The 20,013-nt window shown below is 67.7% G+C and carries 20 protein-coding genes; 5 read left to right on the top strand and 15 right to left on the bottom strand.

Annotated elements, in window-relative coordinates; all coding sequences use genetic code 11:
• Positions 1–102: 102 nt before the first annotated feature.
• Together hrpA and ACJH6J_RS27050 are read right to left on the bottom strand one after the other, a co-directional pair.
• Positions 103–3,999 carry an ATP-dependent RNA helicase HrpA gene (hrpA, locus tag ACJH6J_RS27045; RefSeq protein WP_406804814.1) on the bottom strand — a complete coding sequence of 1,299 codons (3,897 nt, stop codon included), beginning with the start codon at positions 3,997–3,999 and terminating at the stop codon, positions 103–105.
• A gap of 61 nt (positions 4,000–4,060) precedes the next feature.
• Entirely contained in the window at positions 4,061–4,579 is a 519-nt protein-coding gene (locus tag ACJH6J_RS27050) for a MarR family winged helix-turn-helix transcriptional regulator (protein ID WP_064858345.1), read from the bottom strand.
• 125 nt (positions 4,580–4,704) lie between these two features.
• Between ACJH6J_RS27050 and ACJH6J_RS27055 the strand changes: the two genes are divergently transcribed.
• Positions 4,705–5,160 (top strand): hypothetical protein, encoded by a 456-nt coding sequence (locus ACJH6J_RS27055; RefSeq protein ID WP_064858344.1) that lies wholly within the window; start codon positions 4,705–4,707, stop codon positions 5,158–5,160.
• Positions 5,161–5,195: 35 nt separating this feature from the next.
• Here the strand turns inward: ACJH6J_RS27055 and ACJH6J_RS27060 are convergent, their stop codons facing one another.
• Positions 5,196–6,089, bottom strand: coding sequence for a mycobacterial-type methylenetetrahydrofolate reductase (locus ACJH6J_RS27060; RefSeq protein ID WP_406802466.1), 894 nt, complete (start codon positions 6,087–6,089; stop codon positions 5,196–5,198).
• Between the two features lie 155 nt (positions 6,090–6,244).
• Here ACJH6J_RS27060 and ACJH6J_RS27065 point away from each other — a divergent pair, with 155 nt between their 5' ends.
• Positions 6,245–7,021: a S9 family peptidase gene (locus ACJH6J_RS27065; RefSeq protein ID WP_212807676.1), complete on the top strand. Its 777-nt coding sequence runs from the start codon at positions 6,245–6,247 to the stop codon at positions 7,019–7,021.
• Positions 7,022–7,031: 10 nt separating this feature from the next.
• On the opposite strand, the gene ACJH6J_RS27070 is transcribed toward ACJH6J_RS27065, so the two are convergent.
• A complete protein-coding gene (locus tag ACJH6J_RS27070; RefSeq protein WP_406802467.1) occupies positions 7,032–8,702 on the bottom strand; it encodes an alpha-keto acid decarboxylase family protein in 1,671 nt (556 codons plus the stop codon).
• An 81-nt stretch (positions 8,703–8,783) separates the two neighbouring features.
• Here ACJH6J_RS27070 and ACJH6J_RS27075 point away from each other — a divergent pair, with 81 nt between their 5' ends.
• Positions 8,784–9,299 (top strand): hypothetical protein, encoded by a 516-nt coding sequence (locus tag ACJH6J_RS27075; RefSeq protein ID WP_406804815.1) that lies wholly within the window; start codon positions 8,784–8,786, stop codon positions 9,297–9,299.
• On the opposite strand, the gene ACJH6J_RS27080 is transcribed toward ACJH6J_RS27075, so the two are convergent.
• The 4 genes from ACJH6J_RS27080 to ACJH6J_RS27095 are packed head-to-tail and all read right to left on the bottom strand — an operon-like array spanning position 9,289 to position 12,493.
• Positions 9,289–10,500, bottom strand: a complete 1,212-nt coding sequence (locus ACJH6J_RS27080) for a hypothetical protein (protein WP_406804816.1) — start codon at positions 10,498–10,500, stop codon at positions 9,289–9,291. The two genes, ACJH6J_RS27075 and ACJH6J_RS27080, sit on opposite strands and share 11 nt — an antisense overlap.
• A gap of 40 nt (positions 10,501–10,540) precedes the next feature.
• Positions 10,541–11,116 (bottom strand): class I SAM-dependent methyltransferase, encoded by a 576-nt coding sequence (locus tag ACJH6J_RS27085; protein WP_064858340.1) that lies wholly within the window; start codon positions 11,114–11,116, stop codon positions 10,541–10,543.
• A 49-nt stretch (positions 11,117–11,165) separates the two neighbouring features.
• Positions 11,166–11,924, bottom strand: a complete 759-nt coding sequence (locus ACJH6J_RS27090; RefSeq protein ID WP_406804817.1) for a helix-turn-helix domain-containing protein — start codon at positions 11,922–11,924, stop codon at positions 11,166–11,168.
• An 8-nt stretch (positions 11,925–11,932) separates the two neighbouring features.
• Positions 11,933–12,493: a PadR family transcriptional regulator gene (locus ACJH6J_RS27095; protein WP_064858338.1), complete on the bottom strand. Its 561-nt coding sequence runs from the start codon at positions 12,491–12,493 to the stop codon at positions 11,933–11,935.
• 111 nt (positions 12,494–12,604) lie between these two features.
• Here ACJH6J_RS27095 and ACJH6J_RS27100 point away from each other — a divergent pair, with 111 nt between their 5' ends.
• Both ACJH6J_RS27100 and ACJH6J_RS27105 read left to right on the top strand, forming a co-directional pair.
• The gene (locus ACJH6J_RS27100; RefSeq protein ID WP_406774483.1) at positions 12,605–13,024 is read left to right on the top strand and encodes a nuclear transport factor 2 family protein; all 420 of its coding nucleotides are present in this window, start codon (positions 12,605–12,607) and stop codon (positions 13,022–13,024) included.
• A 2-nt stretch (positions 13,025–13,026) separates the two neighbouring features.
• Entirely contained in the window at positions 13,027–14,064 is a 1,038-nt protein-coding gene (locus ACJH6J_RS27105) for an LLM class F420-dependent oxidoreductase (RefSeq protein WP_064858336.1), read from the top strand.
• A gap of 14 nt (positions 14,065–14,078) precedes the next feature.
• Here ACJH6J_RS27105 and ACJH6J_RS27110 read toward each other — a convergent pair whose 3' ends face one another.
• Genes ACJH6J_RS27110 through ACJH6J_RS27140 form a run of 7 tightly spaced genes read right to left on the bottom strand, consistent with a single transcriptional unit; the run spans position 14,079 to position 20,013 of the window.
• A complete protein-coding gene (locus tag ACJH6J_RS27110) occupies positions 14,079–14,558 on the bottom strand; it encodes a CAP domain-containing protein (protein ID WP_318984050.1) in 480 nt (159 codons plus the stop codon).
• On the bottom strand, positions 14,555–14,926 hold the full coding sequence (locus tag ACJH6J_RS27115; protein WP_406774482.1) for a DUF732 domain-containing protein: 372 nt from the start codon (positions 14,924–14,926) through the stop codon (positions 14,555–14,557). The genes ACJH6J_RS27110 and ACJH6J_RS27115 overlap by 4 nt, the downstream gene beginning before the upstream one ends.
• Positions 14,896–15,486: a hypothetical protein gene (locus tag ACJH6J_RS27120; protein ID WP_406774481.1), complete on the bottom strand. Its 591-nt coding sequence runs from the start codon at positions 15,484–15,486 to the stop codon at positions 14,896–14,898. The genes ACJH6J_RS27115 and ACJH6J_RS27120 overlap by 31 nt, the downstream gene beginning before the upstream one ends.
• 37 nt (positions 15,487–15,523) lie before the next feature.
• On the bottom strand, positions 15,524–16,114 hold the full coding sequence (locus tag ACJH6J_RS27125; protein WP_406774480.1) for a mammalian cell entry protein: 591 nt from the start codon (positions 16,112–16,114) through the stop codon (positions 15,524–15,526).
• Positions 16,084–17,571, bottom strand: a complete 1,488-nt coding sequence (locus tag ACJH6J_RS27130; RefSeq protein WP_406774479.1) for an MCE family protein — start codon at positions 17,569–17,571, stop codon at positions 16,084–16,086. Before ACJH6J_RS27130 ends, ACJH6J_RS27125 begins: the two co-directional genes overlap by 31 nt.
• Before the next feature lies 1 nt (position 17,572).
• Positions 17,573–18,694, bottom strand: coding sequence for a virulence factor Mce family protein (locus ACJH6J_RS27135; RefSeq protein WP_406774478.1), 1,122 nt, complete (start codon positions 18,692–18,694; stop codon positions 17,573–17,575).
• Positions 18,691–20,013, bottom strand: a complete 1,323-nt coding sequence (locus ACJH6J_RS27140) for an MCE family protein (RefSeq protein ID WP_406774477.1) — start codon at positions 20,011–20,013, stop codon at positions 18,691–18,693. Before ACJH6J_RS27140 ends, ACJH6J_RS27135 begins: the two co-directional genes overlap by 4 nt.

Here is a 20,013-nt window from a genome sequence, read left to right on the forward strand (position 1 = left end):
CACCCAAACCCGCACACTGACTGTCAGCGATGTCCCGAGACATAAGTGTCAGCGATGTCCCGAGACACCACACCGCGCCGGCCGCGGAAAATCGTGCACAAATCACGGGACGACGGCGTCGATGGCCCGGTAGATCCGCTGCTCGCTGACCGGTCGCGGGGTGCCCAGCTGCTGGGCCCACAGGCTGACGCGGAGCTCCTCGATCTGCCGGGCGATGTCGCGGACGTCTTCGCCTTGGCAGCGCAGGGGCGAAAGCGCCTGCCGCAGTTCGTCGTACGCGTCTTCGACGGCGTGTACGCGGTCCATGCGTTCCCGGTCTGCCGCCGGCGCTTGCGGTAGGCGCTCCAAGCGCCGCCCCACCGCCGTCAGGTACCGGGTGAGATCGGCCAGGTGGGTGACTCCCGTCGCCGCGACGAATCCGACCGGCAGCAGCCGGGCCAATTGGGCGCGGATGTCGGCGACGGCATCGGCCTGGAGCGCGGACGGCTTGTCGGGCAACGCAACCTGCGCCGCGTGCGCGGCGGTCAACACGCGCTCGACGCGGCCGACGACGTCGAGCGTCGTCGGGACCAGCTTGGCTGCGACGGCATCGCGCAGCGCCGTGAAGTCCGCCGCGGTCCACACCGGCTTGGGCGCCAACACCCGCACCGCGGCGTCGGCGCAGTCTTCGAGCAGCGCAGCCAGGCTGCCGTCGGGATTGCTCGACAGTGACAGACGCGCGCGGGGATTGAGGCCGCGCTCGGCAGCCTTGACCGGTGACGGTGCGGCGAGCCGCAGCAGCCGTCGCAGTCCCGGCCCCATGGCCGCGGCCTGCTCGGCCGCCGTCGGAAAGACCCGGATGTCCACTGCCGCACCGGTATCCACGAATGCCGGGAAACCACGCACGGTGTGGCCACCGGCCGAGCTCTCCACGGTGCGGGGCAGCTCAGCGAGGTCGTCCGGCCACGCCTTGAGGCCGGTCCGTTGCAGATCGCCCGCGACGGCGCCGGCGACCGCCTGGCGCACCGACCCGGCGAGCTTGTCGTGCAGCGCACCCAGGTCCTTGCCACGCGCCACCTCGGTGCCGTCTTTCTCGACCGCGAAGGTGACCCGCAGGTGGTCGGGAATCTTGCTCAGGTCGAAGGCGTCGATCGGCACCAAAATGCCACTGCGCCGGCGCAATTCGCGCTGTAGCTCCTCCAGCAGCGAGCCGTCTCCCGGATTGAGGTCCGGCAACACCGCCCGCGCCGTATCGGGCGCGGGCACGAAGTTGCGCCGCAGGTCCTTGGGCAGCGATTTGATCAGCGCCGTGACCAACTCTTCCCGCAGCGCGGGAACCTGCCACGCGAAACCGTCGCCGCCGAGCCGGGCCAGCACCTCGACCGGAACATGAACCGTCACACCGTCATCGGCGGCGCCGGGCTCGAACCGGTAGCTCAGCGGCAGCGACAGGTCGCCGGTCTGCCAGGTGTCGGGCTGGTCGGCATCCGTGTCGGTGCGCAGCAGGTCGTCGCGCGTCATGGTCAGCAGGTCCGGCGTCACATGCCGCTGTTTCTTCCACCAGGCATCGAAATGCCGCGCCGACACCGCACTTTCGGGCACCCGCTGGTCGTAGAAGGCGTAGACCTCGTCATCACCGGCCAGCAGATCCCGGCGTCGGGCGCGCTCCTCCAACTCCTCCAGCTCGGTCCGCAGGCGCGTGTTGTCGCGGAAGAAGTGGTGCCGGGTCTGCCAGTCGCCTTCGACCAGCGCATGCCGGATGAACAGCTCGCGCGCGACCACCGGATCCACCTGCGCGTACCCGACCCGACGACGCGGCACCAGCGGCAGGCCGTAGAGGGTCACCCGTTCGAACGCCATGACGGCGCCGCGGCGGGCATCCCAATGCGGCTCACTGAAGGTGCGCTGCAACAGATCCCCGGCGACCCGTTCGACGGTCTCCGGTTCGATACGCGCCGCGATACGACCGAACAGCCGGCTCGTCTCCACCAGATCCGCGACGACGATCCACCGCGGCGGCTTCTTCGTCAGCACCGAGCCCGGGGCCAACACGAACCGCGAGTTGCGGGCGCCCTGGTACTCGCGAGTCTCACCTTCCCGCAGGCCGACGTGCGACAGCAGCCCGGCGGTCAACGCGGTGTGGATACGCAGCGGGTCGGCATCGTCCCCCGACTCCCGGATGCCGAGATCACCGGCGATGCTGCGCAACTGGCCGACCAGGTCCTGCCATTCGCGAATCCGCAGGTAGTGCAGGAACTCGTCGCGGCACATTCGGCGGAACGCACTGCCGGACAACTGATTCCGCTGCTCGCGCAGGTAGTTCCACAGGTTCAGATAGGAGATGAAGTCCGAATGTTCGTCGGCGAACCGGGCATGCTTCTGCCGCGCGGCTTCTTCCCGGTCGGACGGTCGTTCCCGTGGATCAGGGATCGACAGCGCGGCGGCGAGGATCAGCACCTCGCGCACACAGCCTTCGGTGTCGGCCTGGAGGATCATGCGGCCGACGCGTGGGTCCAGCGGCAGCCGGGCCAGCCGGCGACCGACGTCGGTGATGGCGCCCTTCGTGTCGAAAGCGCCAAGCTCCTGGAGCAATTGGATGCCGTCGCGGATGCTGCGCGCATCCGGCGGGTCCAGGAACGGGAATGCCTCGATATCGCCGAGCCCCAGCGCCGCCATCTGCAGGATGACCGCGCCCAGGTTGGTGCGCAGAATCTCCGGGTCGGTGTAGCGCGGCCGGCTCGCGAAGTCCTCTTCCGAGTACAACCGGATGCAGACACCGGGCGCGGTACGTCCCGACCGGCCGGACCGCTGCGCCGCCGACGCCTGCGAGATCGGCTCGATCGGCAGCCGCTGCACCTTCGTGCGCCGGCTGTACCGCGAGATGCGCGCCGTACCCGGGTCGACGACGTACCGGATACCCGGCACGGTCAGCGACGTCTCGGCGACGTTGGTGGCCAACACGATCCGGCGCGGGCCGCCCGGCTTCGCGTTGAAGACCTTCTGCTGGTCCGCGGTCGGCAGCCGGGCGTACAGCGGCAGGATCTCGGTCGGGAAGGTGTCGCCGGACAGCGCGTCGCGCAACGCCTCTGCGGTGTCGCGGATTTCGCGTTCACCGGACAGGAAGACGAGCACATCGCCCGCCGGTTCGGATTCCAGTTCGCGCACCGCGTCGACAATGGCCTCGGTCTGGTCGCGCGGCTCGGTGCGGACGATCTCGTGGTCCGGGTCGTCCGGGTCGTCGCTGTCGTCCACCGCGACGGGGACTTCCAGTGGCCGGTACCGGATTTCGACCGGGTACGTGCGGCCCGACACCTCGACGATCGGGGCGTCATAGAAGTGCTTTGCGAACCGCTCCGGCTCGATGGTTGCCGACGTCACGATGACCTTCAGGTCCGGGCGACGCGGCAGCAACTCGCGCAGATACCCGAGCAGGAAGTCGATGTTGAGGCTGCGTTCGTGGGCCTCGTCGAGGATCAGCGTGTCGTACCGCAGCAGCCGCCGGTCCCTCTGAATCTCGGCGAGCAGAATGCCGTCGGTCATCAGTTTGACGAGGGTCGAGTCGCTCGCCTGGTCGGTGAACCGGACCGTGTAACCGATCGCCCCACCCAGTGCGGTGCCGGTTTCGTCGGCGATGCGCTGCGCCACGGTGCGCGCGGCCAGCCGGCGCGGCTGGGTGTGGCCGATGGTGCCGCGGATACCGCGGCCGAGCTCCAGGCAGATCTTGGGCAGCTGCGTCGTCTTGCCCGAGCCGGTCTCGCCGGCCACGATCACCACCTGGTTCTCGGTGATGGCCTTGGCGATCTCATCTCGACGATCGGTGACCGGCAGATCGGGATACGTGATGGTCGGTACCGCGGCCAGCCGACTCGCGATCACGCCCTCCGCGGCCGCGATCTGTTCGGCGATCTTGTCCGGGTTGTCGCCCCGCAGATTCTTCAGCCGACGCTCCAGGCGCGCGGCGTCACGGATGGTCAGACCATCCAGACGATCACGCAGTTCGCGCTGCTGTTGGCCGGACACCAGTCCCAGGATAGGGGGTCCGCGGTCGGTCCTATGTGGCCGCCAGGAAGCTACCGCGACATCACGGGGTGAGCGGACCGCTGCCGGCCGAGCCCATCACCGCGCCGGCCAGCCGATGCTCCAGACCCTGGACGACGCGCAGCACGGTGGCCCGTTCCGCTTCGCTCAGACCGCCGACGGTCAACTCTTCGATGTCGCGCCACACCCCCTCGATCTGATCCCGCAATCCCCGGCTCGCGGGCGTCGCCTCGACCAGGTGCGCGCGCTTGTCCTCGGGGCTCGGGAAACGGCGCACGAATCCGGCATGCTCCAGCCGTTGGATCATGCGGGTCATCGTCGGCGCATCGGAGCTGGTGAGCCGAACCAGGTCGGTCTGGCGGAGCGGGCCGCGGTCCCAGAGGTACATCATCACCACTTCCTGACCCGGATAGAGCCCCAGCGGGCGCAGCAGCGTCGCGACGATCGTTCTCGTCACCCGGGTCAGTTGAAAGACCGCATGAGTGACGGGACCGCTGCGGGCCGCCGTGGGCGATGCCATCGCCTCGCACGTCTCCCGGCCGTCGTCGCTGTCCGTCGCCATCAGCGCACCCCCAGAAATCCATTGGTTGTCTAACCATCTTACTGCAGCCGCATGACAGGAAAAGCCCAGTTGGAATAGGGCCCCAGAAATTACTTGTTCAAGCAAGTATCTAGAAAGGCGGCGCCATGATCACCACCCGCACCGGTACCGAGCTTCGTCGTTCCATCGCACGCCTCGTGGCAGGAACCGCCATCGGGCTGTCGGCGCTGTCCATCGCACTGGCCGCGCCGGCGGCGGCGAAAGGTCCCCACCCGGGCCCGGTGATCGACCGCCCCGAGCCGACCAGTTCCGTCAGCGCACAGACCAATGCCGGCCGCACGTCGACCGCACCGATGACACCCGCCGGGCGCGCGGCACCCGGCGCCATCCCCCGGTCTCAGCCGGCGGTGTCCATCAACGCACAGCAGTACACCGGAGGCGCCGCTGATCCGGCCGCGAATCAGATCCGTAAGGCGGCCGGCTCGGCCGACGACCCGGCCGACACCGCCCGCCGCTCCGAGGTCCGCATGCCGAGCATGCCCGGCGGATTGACCGCCGCCGATGCCGGACGGTTGTTCGGAGGAATGGCCGCAGTGTCGTAACAGACTGCGCCGCAACGCCGTATCGGCGCGAGAGGCTAGGCCTTGTCGGGCGCCCAGTAGTCCAGCATCTCGGCGAAGGTCTCGAACGCCGGCTTGGAGACGCCGTACGCGGCTTCCAAGTGGATGCTGATCGGGAAGCCGAGCTCGCCGACACCGTCGATGACGCGCTTGTACAGGTCGAGCATCAAAGCCCGCTTGGCCGCGGGCTCCTCGCCGGCCAGCCGCGAGACGAACTCCTGCTCGGCGGCGACCAGGGGGTTGCCCGGGTCCTGGATCAGCCAGTTGATCAGGCCGACCTTCGACTCCATCTTCGGGACGAACCCGAACGACAGCAGAATCTCGGGCCGGTGTTCGGTGGTCGCAGCGAACTCCTTCAGGAAGCCCACGATCGTGTCCGAGTACAGCAACTGGGTCATGCCGTAGGTGGCGCCCTGGTTGATCTTGAAGTTGAACCGCCCCTGCTCGCCGTCGCGCGTCGGAATCAGGATGACGCCGCGGTTCGGCACCTGATCGCGGTAGATCGTCAACGCGTCGGTCGGTGCCACGCCGGCGCCTTCACCGTCACTCATGGTGCGCGGGACGCCGACGAAAGCGATGCCGTCGAAGTCCGCCTCCTGCAGCACCGCCAGTCGCTTCGAGAGCGCGTCCTCATCCAGGAACGACGTGACCTGCGTGCACAGCCCACGGATGCCCGGGAGCTCGGGCTTCATCAACTGCCAGAAGTCGAGGACGTCCATCTTCGGCTTCATCTCGATGGGCCGGTCGCCGTCTTCCTCGATCATTCCGGGGATCATCACGTGCCGGATGCGGCCCTCGAGACCGACGGCCGCGGCGTTGAGCAGCACCTTGTGCGCCTCGTCGACCGCAAACTGGGGACCGCGCTCGATATTGGGCGGGACCAGTTCGAAGGCGATGGTGTTCAGGGTCACGACTCTGCTCCGGATCTCAGGACTACATACGGGGCGCAGGCGTCTCTGACCGCTACGACCCGCAGGCCGTGTTTCCCGTGAAACCTCCACCCTACCGATGGCCTCCAGCAAAGAATCGGCCACGTCCGGCTTGCCAGCCGTGATAAACCCGTCCCGTGGCTGAACGCGTCAAGTTCCAGAGTTCCACCGGCCCCATGCTCGCCGGGATCATCGACCTCCCCGAAGGCACCCCGCGCGGCTGGGGCGTCTTCTCGCACGGCTTCACGCTCGGCAAGGACTCCCCTGCCGCGGCGCGCATCTGCAAGCAACTCGCGTCCGACGGCATCGGAATGCTCCGCTTCGACGCCATCGGGCTGGGCGACTCGGAAGGCCACTGGGGCGACGGGTCTTTCACCCACAAGACCAACGACGTCATCGAGGCATGCAAGTTCATGTCCGACCGCGGCACGCCGTCGGCGTTGTTGGTGGGCCACTCGTTCGGCGGGGCGTCGGTCCTCGCCGCGGCGCGGCAGGCGCCCGGGGTCCGCGCGGTCGCGACGGTCGCTGCGCCCATCGACCCGTCGCATGTCGAGAAGCAGTACGACGACATCCTCGACTGCGTGCTCGCGAACGGCAGTGCGCAGTGGATGGTCGGCGGGCGCGAACTGACCCTCAAGCGCGACTTCGTGGAGGACGTCCGCGCGGCCAAGCTGCACGCCAAGATCAAGGACCTGCACCTGCCGCTGCTGATCCTGCACTCCCCCACCGACAACACCGTGGGCATCGAGAACGCCAGTGAGATCTTCCGGACCGCCCGCCACCCGCGCAGCTTCGTCTCGCTGGAGGGCACCGAACACCTGCTCACCGGACCGGGGCAGGCCAAGCGTGCGGGCCGGATCATCGGCGCCTGGGCCGACGCCTACCTGGGTCCGGACAAGGCGCGTCCGAGGTAAGGGACCGTATTCAGGCCCCGGCCGCCTTGTTGGCCTTTGCGATGGCCGCGGCGAGCTCCTCGAGCAGCGGGGGCACATCCAGTTCGGTCACCACGGCTTCGATGAAGACGAGGTCGTCGGGATGTGCTGCCGCATCGGCCAGCGCCGCGTCCAACTCGCCGCAGGTTGTCGCCCGGTGGGACAACGGGTTTGGGATGCCGAGGGCCGCCGGAATGTCGCGCCACCGCCAGGTCACGATGTCGTTGTACGACGCGGCCGGACCGTGGATCGCGCGTTCGACGGTGTAGCCGTCGTTGTTCACCAGGATCACCACCGCGGGCACACCCTCGCGGCCGAACTGGCCGAGTTCCTGGATGGTGAGCTGCGCGGCACCGTCGCCGATCAGCAACACCGGACGACGGTCCCGCTCCGCCAGACCCGCACCGAGAGCGGCCGGCAGCGTGTAGCCGATGGAGGCCCACAGCGGCTGGCCGATGAACGCCACGCCGCTGGGCAGCCGGTGCCGGGCCATGCCGTAGTACGACGTGCCCTGCTCGGCCAGGACCACGTTGCCCGGCGTGAGCGCACCGCAGACCTTGTCCCACAGCGCCTTCTGGGTGAGCGGCTGATCCGGTTCGAGCACCGGGTCGGGTGCGTCGGGCACCGGCTGCGGTACCGCGGGCGACCGGGTGGGCCGGGCCGTCAGGATGCTGGTGATCGCCTCGAGCGCGGCCGACATGTCCAGTGGCGCAAAGACTTCGCCGGCCACGGTGCTCTGGTTGGGCCCGATGTCGATGGTCCGCGCGGGGTCGATCTGCTGCGTGAACGATGCGCTCACCATGTCGGTGAACTGAACCCCGGCAGTGACGAGCACCGGGGCCTCTTCGATGGCCCGGCGAACCGTCTCCTGGCTGGAGGTGCCCGCGTAGATGCCGAGGAACTCCGGCGCGGATTCGTCGACCAGGCTCTTGCCCCACATCAGCGTGGCGTGCGGCACGACGTCGGCCGCCAGCAGTGCCTCGAGTTGCGGGACGGCTTCCAGCCGATGCACCAGCAGGTCGGCCAGCACCGTCAGCTGGTGCTCGCCGATCAGGCGAGCGGCTGCCGCGGTGAACAGCGAGAGTGCCCGCGGACTCGTGCCGCTGGTGTACCGCGGCAACGGCCCGGACGGTGGTTCGACGGGGAACCGGGCGACATCGGTGGCCAGCATCAGATAGCCGGGCAGCTTGCGCTCGTGCACCTCGGACAGCACCCGGTCGATCTCGCGGGTGGCTGTGGCCGGCACGAGTTTGGCTTGTGCGCAGGTGATTTCGCGGGCGATGCGGTGAAAGTGGTCGAAGTCGCCGTCACCGAGCGAGTGGTGGATCACCCGGCGGGAGCCTTGCACGTCGATGGACGGCGTGCCGACGATGTGCACCACCGGGACATGCTCGGCGTAACTGCCCGCGATCGCGTTGGCCGCGGACAGCTCGCCGACGCCGAACGTGGTGATGAGCGCCGCCATGCCGCGCAGCCGGCCGTAGCCGTCGGCGGCGTAGCCCGCGTTGAGTTCGTTGGCGCTGCCGACCCACCGGATGCTCCGGTGCGCGATCACATGGTCGAGCAGTTCCAGGTTGAAATCACCTGGCACACCGAAAATCTCGGTGACACCCAGCTCAGCGAGCCGGTCCAGCAGATAGTCACCGACGGTGTACTCGGGCATGCCGACCTCCTGCTGTCGCTGGTACCGCGATGGTAACCGTCCCAGCCCGAACACCGCCCTTCAAGCACTACCATGACGGCCATGACCGTTCGCCCACATCGGCTCGTGTGGCAGGTCGCGGCGGTGTTGCTGCTCGCGGCCTGTGGTTCGAACACGTCAGCGGCGCCGTCGTCGAGCACATCGAGCGCGCCCACGACAACGGCGACCGAGCTCCCGCCGCCGGTGCCCGTCGTACCGGTGAAACCGAATGCGCGGCAGGCCAAGTGGGTCGACCTGCAGGTGGGTGACTGCCTGAACTCACCGCCGCCCACCGACCCGAGCGTCGTCGAGGTCACGCTCGTGGACTGCGCGGCCCCGCACATCGCCGAGGTGTTCCTGCGGGCCAATGTCGCGGTCAACGACGCCATCGCCGGTGTCGCCGAACAGCAATGCGCGGCGGGCCTGACGCAGTACGCCGGCCAGAGCAGCCGGTACACCTCGACCTATCTGATCGACTCGAACATGGATCGCACCGGACACACGCCGCTGCCCAGCACCGTCATCTGCCTGCTGCAGTCAGCCACGGGCCTCTCACTCAACGGCTCCGCTAGGGCTTAGCCGTCAACAGGATGTATTGGGCGGCAACCTGTTCGTGCACATCCTTCAACTCGGCGCCGCGCGCCTCGATGGCATAGTCACCTGCCGGCGCGACACAGTAGAACTGCTTCGGGTTGGCCAGCAGGATGCAGCGGCTCAGCGTCAGCGCCGGCACCGGATCGGCGGTCTCGGTGCCGTCCACCGACACCTCCTTACCGAAGGTGTTCGCCACGTTGACCGCCGACGCCGGGTCCTTGGCGCGGTACACGCTGGTCTTCCCGCGGGCGAACGCTGTCACGCCGTTGTCTTGGAACACCTTGCTCGACGCGACCGGGTCGCTCTGGAAGTGCAGGGCCCCGGTGCCGGAGTAGACGGCGTTCTGCGAATTGCGCGGCGATTCGGTCTGCAGCGTCAGGGCCAGGAGCCCGGTCGGATCGATCGGCACGGCCGGCAACTCTGCCGCAGGTTTGAAGGGCTCGATCGCGGCGGCCTGGGCGCCGGTCGCCTTGGCCACCAACGCGATGGCCGGATCCGGGCCGGCTGTTGACTGCGCCAGTTGTGTCAGGACATAGGGGCCGTGCGCGGTGAAGGACCGCACGGTGGTCACCTTCGTGCCGCGGGAGTCGACGTCGTACGTCGACGCCAGCGCATCCGGATGCTCCGGGATGGCAACGGTTTTCGGCTCCGCCCCGCGGATCTTGACCTGGAGGGCTGCCGCGTTCATCTCGCCGGCCGCGGCGGTGGCATCAGCAGGCGAGGCAAAGCGCAGTACGCCGTTGATCAGCACCGTCTTGGCCGCAGACTCCCGCGCCGAGGCGAACCCATCGATGAAGTGGTGCCTGCCGGCCGCGGTCGCGATGCTCTCGGGCCCGAACTGAGCCAGCAAACCGGGCTCGTCGAGCACGAAATATGTTGACAGATAAGGCTCGATGAGCGTGCTGTCGACCTGCCAGGGTCCCACCACGTAGCCGGCCAGCTGTTGTGCCTCGAGCCTCGCACCGGCCTCCGGGGCACCCGCGGTGCCGTAGGGCTCATGCGGCTTTACCGGGTAGTTCCCCGGCTTCAGCTGTGCCGGGGCGACGATCGCCGGTGGCGGCGGCGTCGTCGAGGTCGCCGGCTTCGCGGATGACGTGGCCGGGCTCGACTGTGTCGATCCGCCACCACAGCCCGCGCCCAACAGCGCCACCGCGACCATCGCTCCACAGCTGACCAGACCCCGCATGCGTCCCTCCCCTGCCGACTGCAGACCAACCTACTCAGTGTCAGGTCTTCGCGGCACTGAACTGCATGACGTGCCCAAACACCTTGGTAGTCGTATCGATACGCAGCCCGTTGCGGCGACCTTCGGCAGCCAGTTCGTCGGGGTTCAGCAGTCGGAACGGCGACCGGTCCACCCGGTGCACCACCGTGGCCACCGGTGTCCGCGTCAGGTCGTAACCGACGAACACGCCACCGGGCTTGAGCACCCGGGCGATCTCGGCGACCGCGGCCTCCCATTCGATGACGTGGTGCATCATCAGGCAGCTGACCACCGAATCGAACGCGTCGTCGGCGAACGGCAGGCGGGTCGCGTCGGCGCTCTGCACCGTGACGTGCGGGTTGTCCTTCAGGCGGTGCGCCGCGGCGTCGACCATCACCGGGTCCAGATCGGTCGCGGTGATGGCCAGTCCGGGTCGCGCAGCCGACAGACCTTCCGCGATTGCGCCGCTACCGGAACCGATTTCGAGTAACTGCTCACCCAGCCGGTCGGTGGGCAGCATGTCGAGCACGGCGCGCGTGGTGGTTCTCCACATGGCGCCGCAGCAGAAGGCGCGCTCGACTTTGGACATCACCGGCATTGCGGTCTCCTCCTCGTGGTGTCCGTCGAGTATGGAGCCGCCTGCACCGTCAGTACTTGGACGGATCCGTCGAATCCCGCAGCGCGCGGGCGATCGCGGACGGCGCCGCACCGGTCATCTCACGGCATACCCGGTTGGCATGGGAACCGTCGGCGAATCCGGCCAGATGCGCGGCGTCGGTGACCTGCTCGCCGTCGGCGAGATGCTTCAAGCCCGAGAGCAGCCTGGCCCAGCGGGCCGCCGCCGAGAAGGACACACCGGTCTGCTGCCGGCACAGCCGGCCGAGGTAGTCCGGCGACACCGCGACCTCGTGGGCGATCGACGCGAGATCCACGGATTCGGTTGTGCCGCTGTAGACCAGGTCCATCGCCTGCCTCAGCTGCGGATGCAGGCCGGGTTGCTCTCGTGGGCCGCCACAGAGGCGCTCGACCAGTGCGGCCGCGGCCAGCTCGGGGTCGGCGTCGTACGCGTCGGCCACGGCTCGCGCCAACACCTGGCCATCCCCGGGCATCCAGATGCCGTCCTCGGATTCGCTCTGGCTCAGTGCGTGCAGCGCTGACCCGGGCCAGCTGTGCGGCGCCAGATACAGCGCCAACGTCAGATCGGTGGGCGCCGACCGTACCGCGTGGCCGGCACCGCTGGCGATGACGACGACGTGTCCACTGCGGGCCGCCTCGCCGGCGGTTCGAACCGTCAGCGGTCCGGTCAGCCCGACCCCGATCTGCACCGCGGCATGGTGGTGAATGTCCAGGTCGCCGAAGGTGCCGACGACCATCATCTGCGCCGGACCCAGCTCCCAGACGGGCATACCCGATGTTAACGCCGCGACTGTCGCCGCTCGATGACCTCCAGCGCCTGCTGCGCCCACCGCAGGTTCTCCTGCTCGAACGAGATGCCGCGCATCAGCGTCAGATAGGGCCCCACCCGTTCGGCTTCGGCAAGGAACGCAGCCTCGCTGCGCCCGCCCAGTATTCGGTTGCGAATCCGTTCGTAGAGCTCGAGTTGCTTGGTGGACCACTGGATTCGGTCCCGCAGGCCGGCGCACACGGCCGCTGCGTTCCCGCTGTCGACAGTGGAGACCTGGACCAGCAGGTCGTCGCGCATGGCCAAGGGCTTGGGTGTCGCCTCCGTGAACGCATGCACCGCGGCCCGTCCGGCGTCGGTCAGCGTGAACATCCGCTTGTTCGGCCGTCGCTCCTGTTCGACCACGCGGGCCTCGATCAGCCCGTCGGCCGCGAGCCGGTCGAGTTCGCGGTACAGCTGCTGCGGCGTGGCCATCCAGAAGTTGGCGACGGACGCGTCGAAGCCCTTGGCCAGGTCATATCCCGAGGCCTCACTGTCGAGCAGGGCCGCCAACACGGCGTCACGCAGAGCCATGCCCAGGGAGTCTAATAGTCAACAAAGTGATTAGTCACATATAGACATGCCGAGCTTGTCCCGCTAGCGTCACCGGTACCTAATCAACAAATTGACTATGCGAGGTTTGCGATGCAGGCATTCCGCAAGGCCGTCGAGGCCGCCGACGGGGAAGCCATGGCCGCCTGTCTGGCCGACGACGTGGTGTTCACCAGCCCTGTCGCCTTCAAGCCCTACCCGGGCAAGCCCATCACCGCCGCCATCCTGCGCGGCGTGCTGCGGGTCTTCGAGGACTTCCGCTACATCCGGGAGATCAACGACCCCGAAACGGGCAGCCACGCACTGGTTTTCGAGACCACGGTCGGCGGCAAGAGAATCACCGGCTGCGACTTCATCCACGTCAACGACGAGGGCCTGATCGACGACTTCATGGTCATGGTCCGGCCGCTGTCCGGTGCACAGGCGCTGTCGGAGGCCATGGCCGCGCAGTTCCCGCAGATCCAGGCCGAGGCCGCCGAAGCCATCGCCGCCCTGGCCGCGAAGGAGCAGTGAGCATGAAGATCGGTCTCGGCATCAACTACGCCGGTGGTTTCAAGGAGGTCGTGGCCGAGGTCGCCGACCTCGAAAAGGCCGGCCTGGACGTCGTTTTCGTCCCCGAGGCGTACTCCTTCGACGCCATCAGCGCGCTCGGCTACCTGGCTGCCGCCACCGAGCGGGTGGAACTGGCCTCCGGCGTCCTGCAGCTCTACACCCGCACCCCGACCCTGACCGCGATGACGGCCGCCGGCCTCGACTACGTGTCCGACGGCCGGTACATCCTGGGTCTCGGCGCGTCCGGCCCGCAGGTGATCGAAGGCTTTCACGGCGTCCCGTATGACAGCCCCATCGGCCGCACCCGCGAGGTCGTCGAGATCTGCCGCCAGGTGTGGCGCCGCGAGCGCCTCGCCTACCAGGGCAAGCACTACACCATCCCGTTGCCGGAAGGTCAGGGCACCGGCCTCGGGAAGTCACTCAAGCTCATCAACCACCCTGTGCGCGAACGCATCCCGGTGTTGCTGGCGGCACTCGGGCCGAAGAACGTCGAGCTGGCCGCGGAGATCGCCGAAGGCTGGCAGCCGATCTTCTACATGCCGGAGAAGGCCAAGGACGTCTGGGGAGATGCATTGGAGGCCGGTTACGCAAAGCGTGACGCGTCGCTGCCGCCCATGGACATCTACGCTGGACCGGCACTGGCCATCGGCGACAACGTCGAGGGAATGCGCGAATTCATTAAGCCGCACATCGCGCTGTACATCGGCGGCATGGGCGCCAAGGGCAAGAACTTCTACCACAACGTGGCCACCAAGTACGGCTACGGCGCCGAGGCCGACCGCATCCAGGAGCTGTACCTAGCCGGTGACAAGGACGGTGCGGCAAAGGTGGTTCCCGACGAACTGGTCCGCGACATCTCGCTGATCGGCAGCCGCGAGTTCGTCAAGGAACGCGTCGCCGCATTCCGGGAGGCCGGCGTGACGGTGCTCAACGTGGTGCCGATGGGTGCGACGACCGCCGACCGCGTCAAGCTCATCGAGGAGCTGCGCGAGCTGGTGTAGGGCTGACGCTACCGCTACGCGCCCGGCTGGCCGTACACCGCGACGACGACCGAACGGTCGGGGCTGTTCTCGGACCACACGCCCATGACGGTGTTGGCGCAGTTGGCCATGATCGCGTAGGTCGGCGGGTCGTAGTACCACTGGTTCAGCACATCCAGGTTGTTGATGGCGATTGACTGATTGATCGCCACCGTCTGAAACACCTTGCCCCGGAAGCCCGCTGCTTCCGCGCGCCGCTGTGCCGTCGACCCGTCCGAGCCGAGGTCGCCGTCGAGGGCGCGGTTGTTCAGCACGTCGTTCGCGTGCCACTCGGCGGCGAGCCGCAGCTGCGGGCTGACCGCCACGTCATTGGTGCAGCCGGCCTGGTGCTGAATGGTGTAGACGTTGGCGACCACGCTGTTGTTGAGGCGCGTGTTGTCGGCGTGCGCCACCGCAGGCAGCGCGGCGCCGCACGCGAAGACCGCCAGGATCACCCCGGCCAACCGAGTACTCACTGTGCCCCCGGTCGGTAGTTGCCCGCGGAACTGCGCAGCGGCCCGATCAGCTCGGGGCACAGTTCGTTGATCACCTGTCCGACAAGATAATTGGCCTGGCCTTCGTCGCCACCCGTGACGTCGACCTTGATGTCACCGATGATCTGCCCGTAACTCCGACCCGCAGCGATCTTGTCGCACACGCCGCGCCCGTAGGCGATGGCGGCATCGCCGCTCGGGAAGTTGAAGCCGCCCCGCACGTTGACGCTGTTCACGTACGTCACCGGGTCGGCCTGGGCCTGCGGCACCATCCATCCGGCCGCGGCCCCCGCGGCGAACACCATCACCAGCGCCCGCGTCACACGGGATCGAACTGTGAGATCAGCCATCGATCGTGCACCTTGTCGAGAGTCACCCGCACCGTCGAGGTCGACGCGGTGGGCGCGTCGGCACCGATGGTGGTCGTCTGGTTGACGAAAACCAGTACCACAGCGTGGTTTTCGGTCGCCGACACCGAGGCGGCGTCCGGAACGGTCGCGACCGCGGAGATGTGTTTCTGTTTGGCCCCTGGCGCCACGACGGTGTCGACCAGCTTGGTGTACTCGTCGCGGAACCCGCCGGTCAGCCGGCCGGCGGCCGATTTCAGCTCGGTGTCAACCGTTTCCGGCCGGTACGACAGCATGGCGACGGTGCCGTCGCTCGCCGCCCGCACCGACTCGGTGGCTGCGGCTTGTGCGAGCCGCACCGACCCGTCCTGCCAGTTGAAGTACCCCGCGGCGAGGGCAAGCAGCATCGCGGCGAACGCCAGTGCCAGACCCGTCCACCGCGCCCATGGCTTCCGCGAATCACCCTGCGCAGCTGCAGGTTCGGCTTCGACAACCGCCTCCTCGGCGGCCTCGGTCTCGTCGGGTTCGACGGGACGTTCTTCGACATCCACTGTCACTGTCATGACCTGTCCTTCATGTTGCCCTGACCGTCCGATGTGCTCATGACACGAACTGGACGTTGGAGATTCGGGCGCCCGCGCCGTCCTTGGCGACACTGATCCGCATGCGCCAGTTTCGTGGTGGACCCGCCGGCGCCTCGGCCAGCGACGTCCGCACCGACACCGCGAGAAGCACCTGTGCGCCATCACCGGTCACCGACTCGAGTCCGGCTTCGGTGACGGTACCCTCGGATTTCGAGCGGGCCTGCTTCACCACCGCGACGAACGGCTGGGACCGGCGCTGGAAGTCTTCCCGGAATTCGCCGGTCGACGAGTCGAGTATCCGGCGAATGTCGGTGTCCGCCTCGGTGTAGCTGATCGTGGTCAGGTTCAGCGCGGCCTGGCGGGCAGTCTGCACGTACAGGTTCCGCAGCATCTGTCCCTGTTCGGCCTGGTGTGCTCGAATGCCCAGCCAGCCCGCCAGGGCACCCCCCGCGACGACCAGCGCCAGTCCGGTTGCGACCAGCGGCGAGACACGCGGCAACCGTTGCTGCAGCGACGGTTTCGGCGCCGCGACCGCATCTTCGTCGGCTGCATCCGCATCGGCTGCATCGGCGGTGTCTAGCTGCTCGGGATCAGCATGCTCTGCCATGTCTTGCCTTTCGGATCGGCGGCTAGGTCGGAGTCGGTATACGGCTTGCCATCAGGTCCCACGTAACCGCCGGTCGCGGGGTCGTAGGGCACCACGGCCACCGGGGGTGCCGGGGGTGCCGGGGGTGCCGGCCCTGGTGCGGCACTGGGGCGCTGCCGGGGATCGGTGCCCGGCGCGTACTGCGGGACGCCCTGCCCCGTCAGCGTGGCGTTGGGATCGCCCTTCCAGATGTAACCGTCGTTGAGGGGCACGTACTGCTCGTTGCTTTCGCAGAGCTCCACGGTCGGTGCGCGCTTGGCGGGGTTGTTCTCGCACGGAATATTCCGCACGCCACGGACATTCAGGTCGGAGTCCTGTGGAACCCGGCAGTACAGCTCCCCGGCGGGACGCTCGGGATAGTCCACCTCGGTGGGGACCCGCTGCTGCTTGACCGGAAGGAAGCCGGTGTTGCACGGCGGCGGCAGATTCATGTTCAGTTTGAAGTCGAGGTAGATACCCCGATAGGGCGTCTTGAGGTCCGCGTCGGCGACCGCGATCGCTGACATCAACGCGGTGCCCTGAGGGAAGAGCACCAGCAATTGTTCGATGTCGTGCCGATAGACAACCGCGATTTCGCCGAGGCTCACCATGTTGGCCAGCAGGACCGGCAGTGCCGGGGCGAACCTGTTGAACAGGGCGCGGCCCTCATTCAGGGTCGGCTGCCCGAGCTTGAGCAGCTCGGCGAACGCCGCATTCTGGGCCTTGAACTGGCCGGTGATGGACGCGGCTCGCTGCGCCCACGTCGCGATCGAGTCCGCGGTCTGCACTTGCGAATTCAGCACGGCCGGGCTCTGGTCGATCAGTTGCGTGATCGGGCCGACGTTCTTGCCGGCCTCGATGGCCAGTGACGTGGAGCCGTTGACGATGCGGGACAACTCAGGGCCGAGACCGCTGACGGCCTTGTCGGCTTCGTCGACGACGGTACGCAGATTGTCCTGCGGGATGGCTTCCAGCGCCCGGTTGGTGGCATCGAGCAGGTTGCCGATATCCGGCGGAATCCGCACCTTGGCCACCGGGATGGTCGCGCCGCCGCGCAGGGTCGGGCCGGTATCGGATTGCCCTGCCGCAGGGATCAATTCGACGAACTGTTCACCGACGGCCGAGCGGCTGTGGACCGCAGCCGATACGTCCGCAGGCACCTTGATGGCGGAGTCGAGATTCAGCTCGGCCCGCACCCCACCCGCGGTGACGTCGACCGCGCTGACCCGGCCGATCTCGGTGCCGCGGTAGGTGACCACCGACGTCGGGTACAGACCGCCCGACTCCGGCAACTCGACCGTCACGGTGTACCGGCCGTACCCGAGCAGAGCCGGTACGTGCACGAAGCCGAATGCCATGACGCTGCAGGCAATCACGGTGACGGCACCGAGGATCGCCAGCTGGATCCAGACTGTCCGGGACAAGCGTAGACGCAGCATGTCAGTACCCCCCGAAGTGATAGGGAGCGATCAGCGGGTTGCCCGCGGTGTACGGGCTGGGCATCTGACCGATCGTGCGGCCCCACTGCATTTCGAGTTCGGTGAGATTGCCCTCCCACCGGGTTCCGGTGAACAGGCTGCTGTCGAGCCGGCTCAGCGTCAGGTCGATGATCATCGTGATGTTGGCGAAGTCGCCCCGGAACCAGTTGCCGAGATTGCTTTTCACCCACGGGTAGGTCGACAGGAAGTCCAGGCCCTTGGTCAGTGCCGGTCCCGAATCGGCCAGCGACCGCAGCACCGGCACCATGCTCCGCAGGTTGGCGACCAGGCTCTCCTTGGTCTGCTTGACCGTCGACGTCGCGACCGCGCTGAACCGTCCGACGGCATCGATCGCGTCGGCCAGCTTCGCGCGCTGCTCTGCCAGTACCGCCAAGGCCTGCGGGATGGTGGTGAGCGCCTTGTCGACCGTGCGCTGGTTCGCCGCGAACTGGCCCACCAGAGAATTCAAATTCTCTGTGGCGGAGATGATGTCGTCGGTCTGATCATTGAGTCGTGAGATGAACGTGTCGAGCTGGGTCAGCAGGCTGCGCATGTCGTTCTCGCGGCCGGCCAACGCCTTCGCGAAGGTCTGGTTGATCTCCTGCAGTTGAGCCAACCCGCCGCCATTGAGCAGGATCGACGCCGAGGCGAGAGCCTGCTCGGTGGTGGGATACGTTGCGGCCCTGGACAGCGGGATCACCGCGCCGTTGGTCAGCCGGCCCTGCGGGGCTTCGCCGGCCGGTGGGCTGAGCTCGATGTGCATCGAGCCCAGCAGGCTGGTCTGCCCGACCTTGGCGGTGCTGTTGGCGGGCAGGTGGACGTCGCCATCGATCCGCATGGTCACCAGCGCATGCCAGTCCTGCACCTCGATCTTGGTGACGTTGCCGACGTTGACGTCACCGACGCGCACGCGGGTGTTCTGCTGGATCACCACGACGTCGGGCAATTGCGCTTGAATCACATACGAACCCGGTCCGTCGCCGGCGGTGCCAGGCAGGCTCAGCGAATTCAGGCCGCGCCATTGGCATCCCGACAGCGTCAGCACGCCGAGCAGGACGAGGGTCGCGGTCACGAGACGCTTCATGGCTGCGTCCCCTGCTGCGGAACCATGAGGCCGGCCAGCCCCTGGCCGGGGTCGGTCGGGGTCGATACGGGGGCCTCTGCCGGCAGCGGAGCCGGCGCCGGGTTCTCCTGCGGCGGAGCCCCGCCGGGCCGCAGTCGCGGCTCGCTGTAGGTGACCTCGTTGGGCCGGGCCGTCGCGCCGACGAACGGATTCCCGCCGATCGGCACGAAGTTGTACTGCCGGTTCTTGATGATCGGCGCCAGGTACTGCACGCACAGCTTGGCGGACTGCTCGAAGCCTTCCCGTGCCGCGGACTGGATTGCGCCGCACAGGAACTGCACGGTGTCAGCGAAGTTGACGGGTGCCAGGATGCCCGTGATGGCGCTCTGCGCGGGGTCGTAGATGTTGGTGAAGTTCTGGAACACCGTCGGCGCGATGTGCAGGACCTGCTTGAGGTCCGTGCGGCTGTCGTTGAGCGCCGTGGTGATCGCGTTGAGGTGGTCGAAGGTGGTCCCCAACCCCTCCCTGTTCTCCGCGATGAAGCCACGCAAATCCTTGACCGCGGTGTCCAGATTCCGTGTCGCATCGGCGATGTTGTTCGGCGTGCTCGACAGTGCGGTGGTGATGGACGCCATGTTGGTGTTGAAGGCGGCGAGCAGATCGCTGCTGGACGACAGTGCCGAGACCAGCAACTGCAGATTGCGCACCGTGCTGAAGATGTCGGTGCTGTGATCACCGAGAGCCGACATCGCGCGGGACAGTTTGATGACGGTGTCGCGCGCGGTGTCGCCCTGACCGCGCAGGTTGTCCGCGGCGCTGTTGATGAATTCGCCGACGGCACTGGGCCCGCCGGGACTCGTCGGCTGCAGCGAGTCGGTGAGCTTCTCCAGTTGCTGACGGAAGTCGTCCCATTCCACCGGCACCACGGTGCGGTCCAGGGCAATGGTGGAGCCCGCCGCGAGTTTGGGTCCACTGGTGTAGGCGGGCACCAACTGAATCGCGCGGGCGCTCACCAATGACGGCGACAAGATGGCGGCACGGACGTCGGCGGGCAGCGCGTATTGCGAGTCCACCGAGAACGTCACTTTGGCGGCATGCGGTTGCGGTTCGATCTTCTCGACCGTGCCGACGGTGACGCCCAAAATCCTGATGTCGTCGCCGGTGTACAGGCCGTTGGTGTTCGCGAAGTACGCGACGTAGGTACTCCGGACAGCGGTGACCCACCAGGATCGAGCCAGTCCGGTGGCGGCCACCGCCAGGATGACCACGAGACCGAGCGCGAGGGCGATGCGCCACGTCCGGCGGCTGCCCACGCGTGGTGTGGATTCGGAGCTGGTCAT

This window comes from Mycobacterium sp. SMC-18, from assembly GCF_045310895.1.
Taxonomy (GTDB): Bacteria; Actinomycetota; Actinomycetes; order Mycobacteriales; family Mycobacteriaceae; genus Mycobacterium.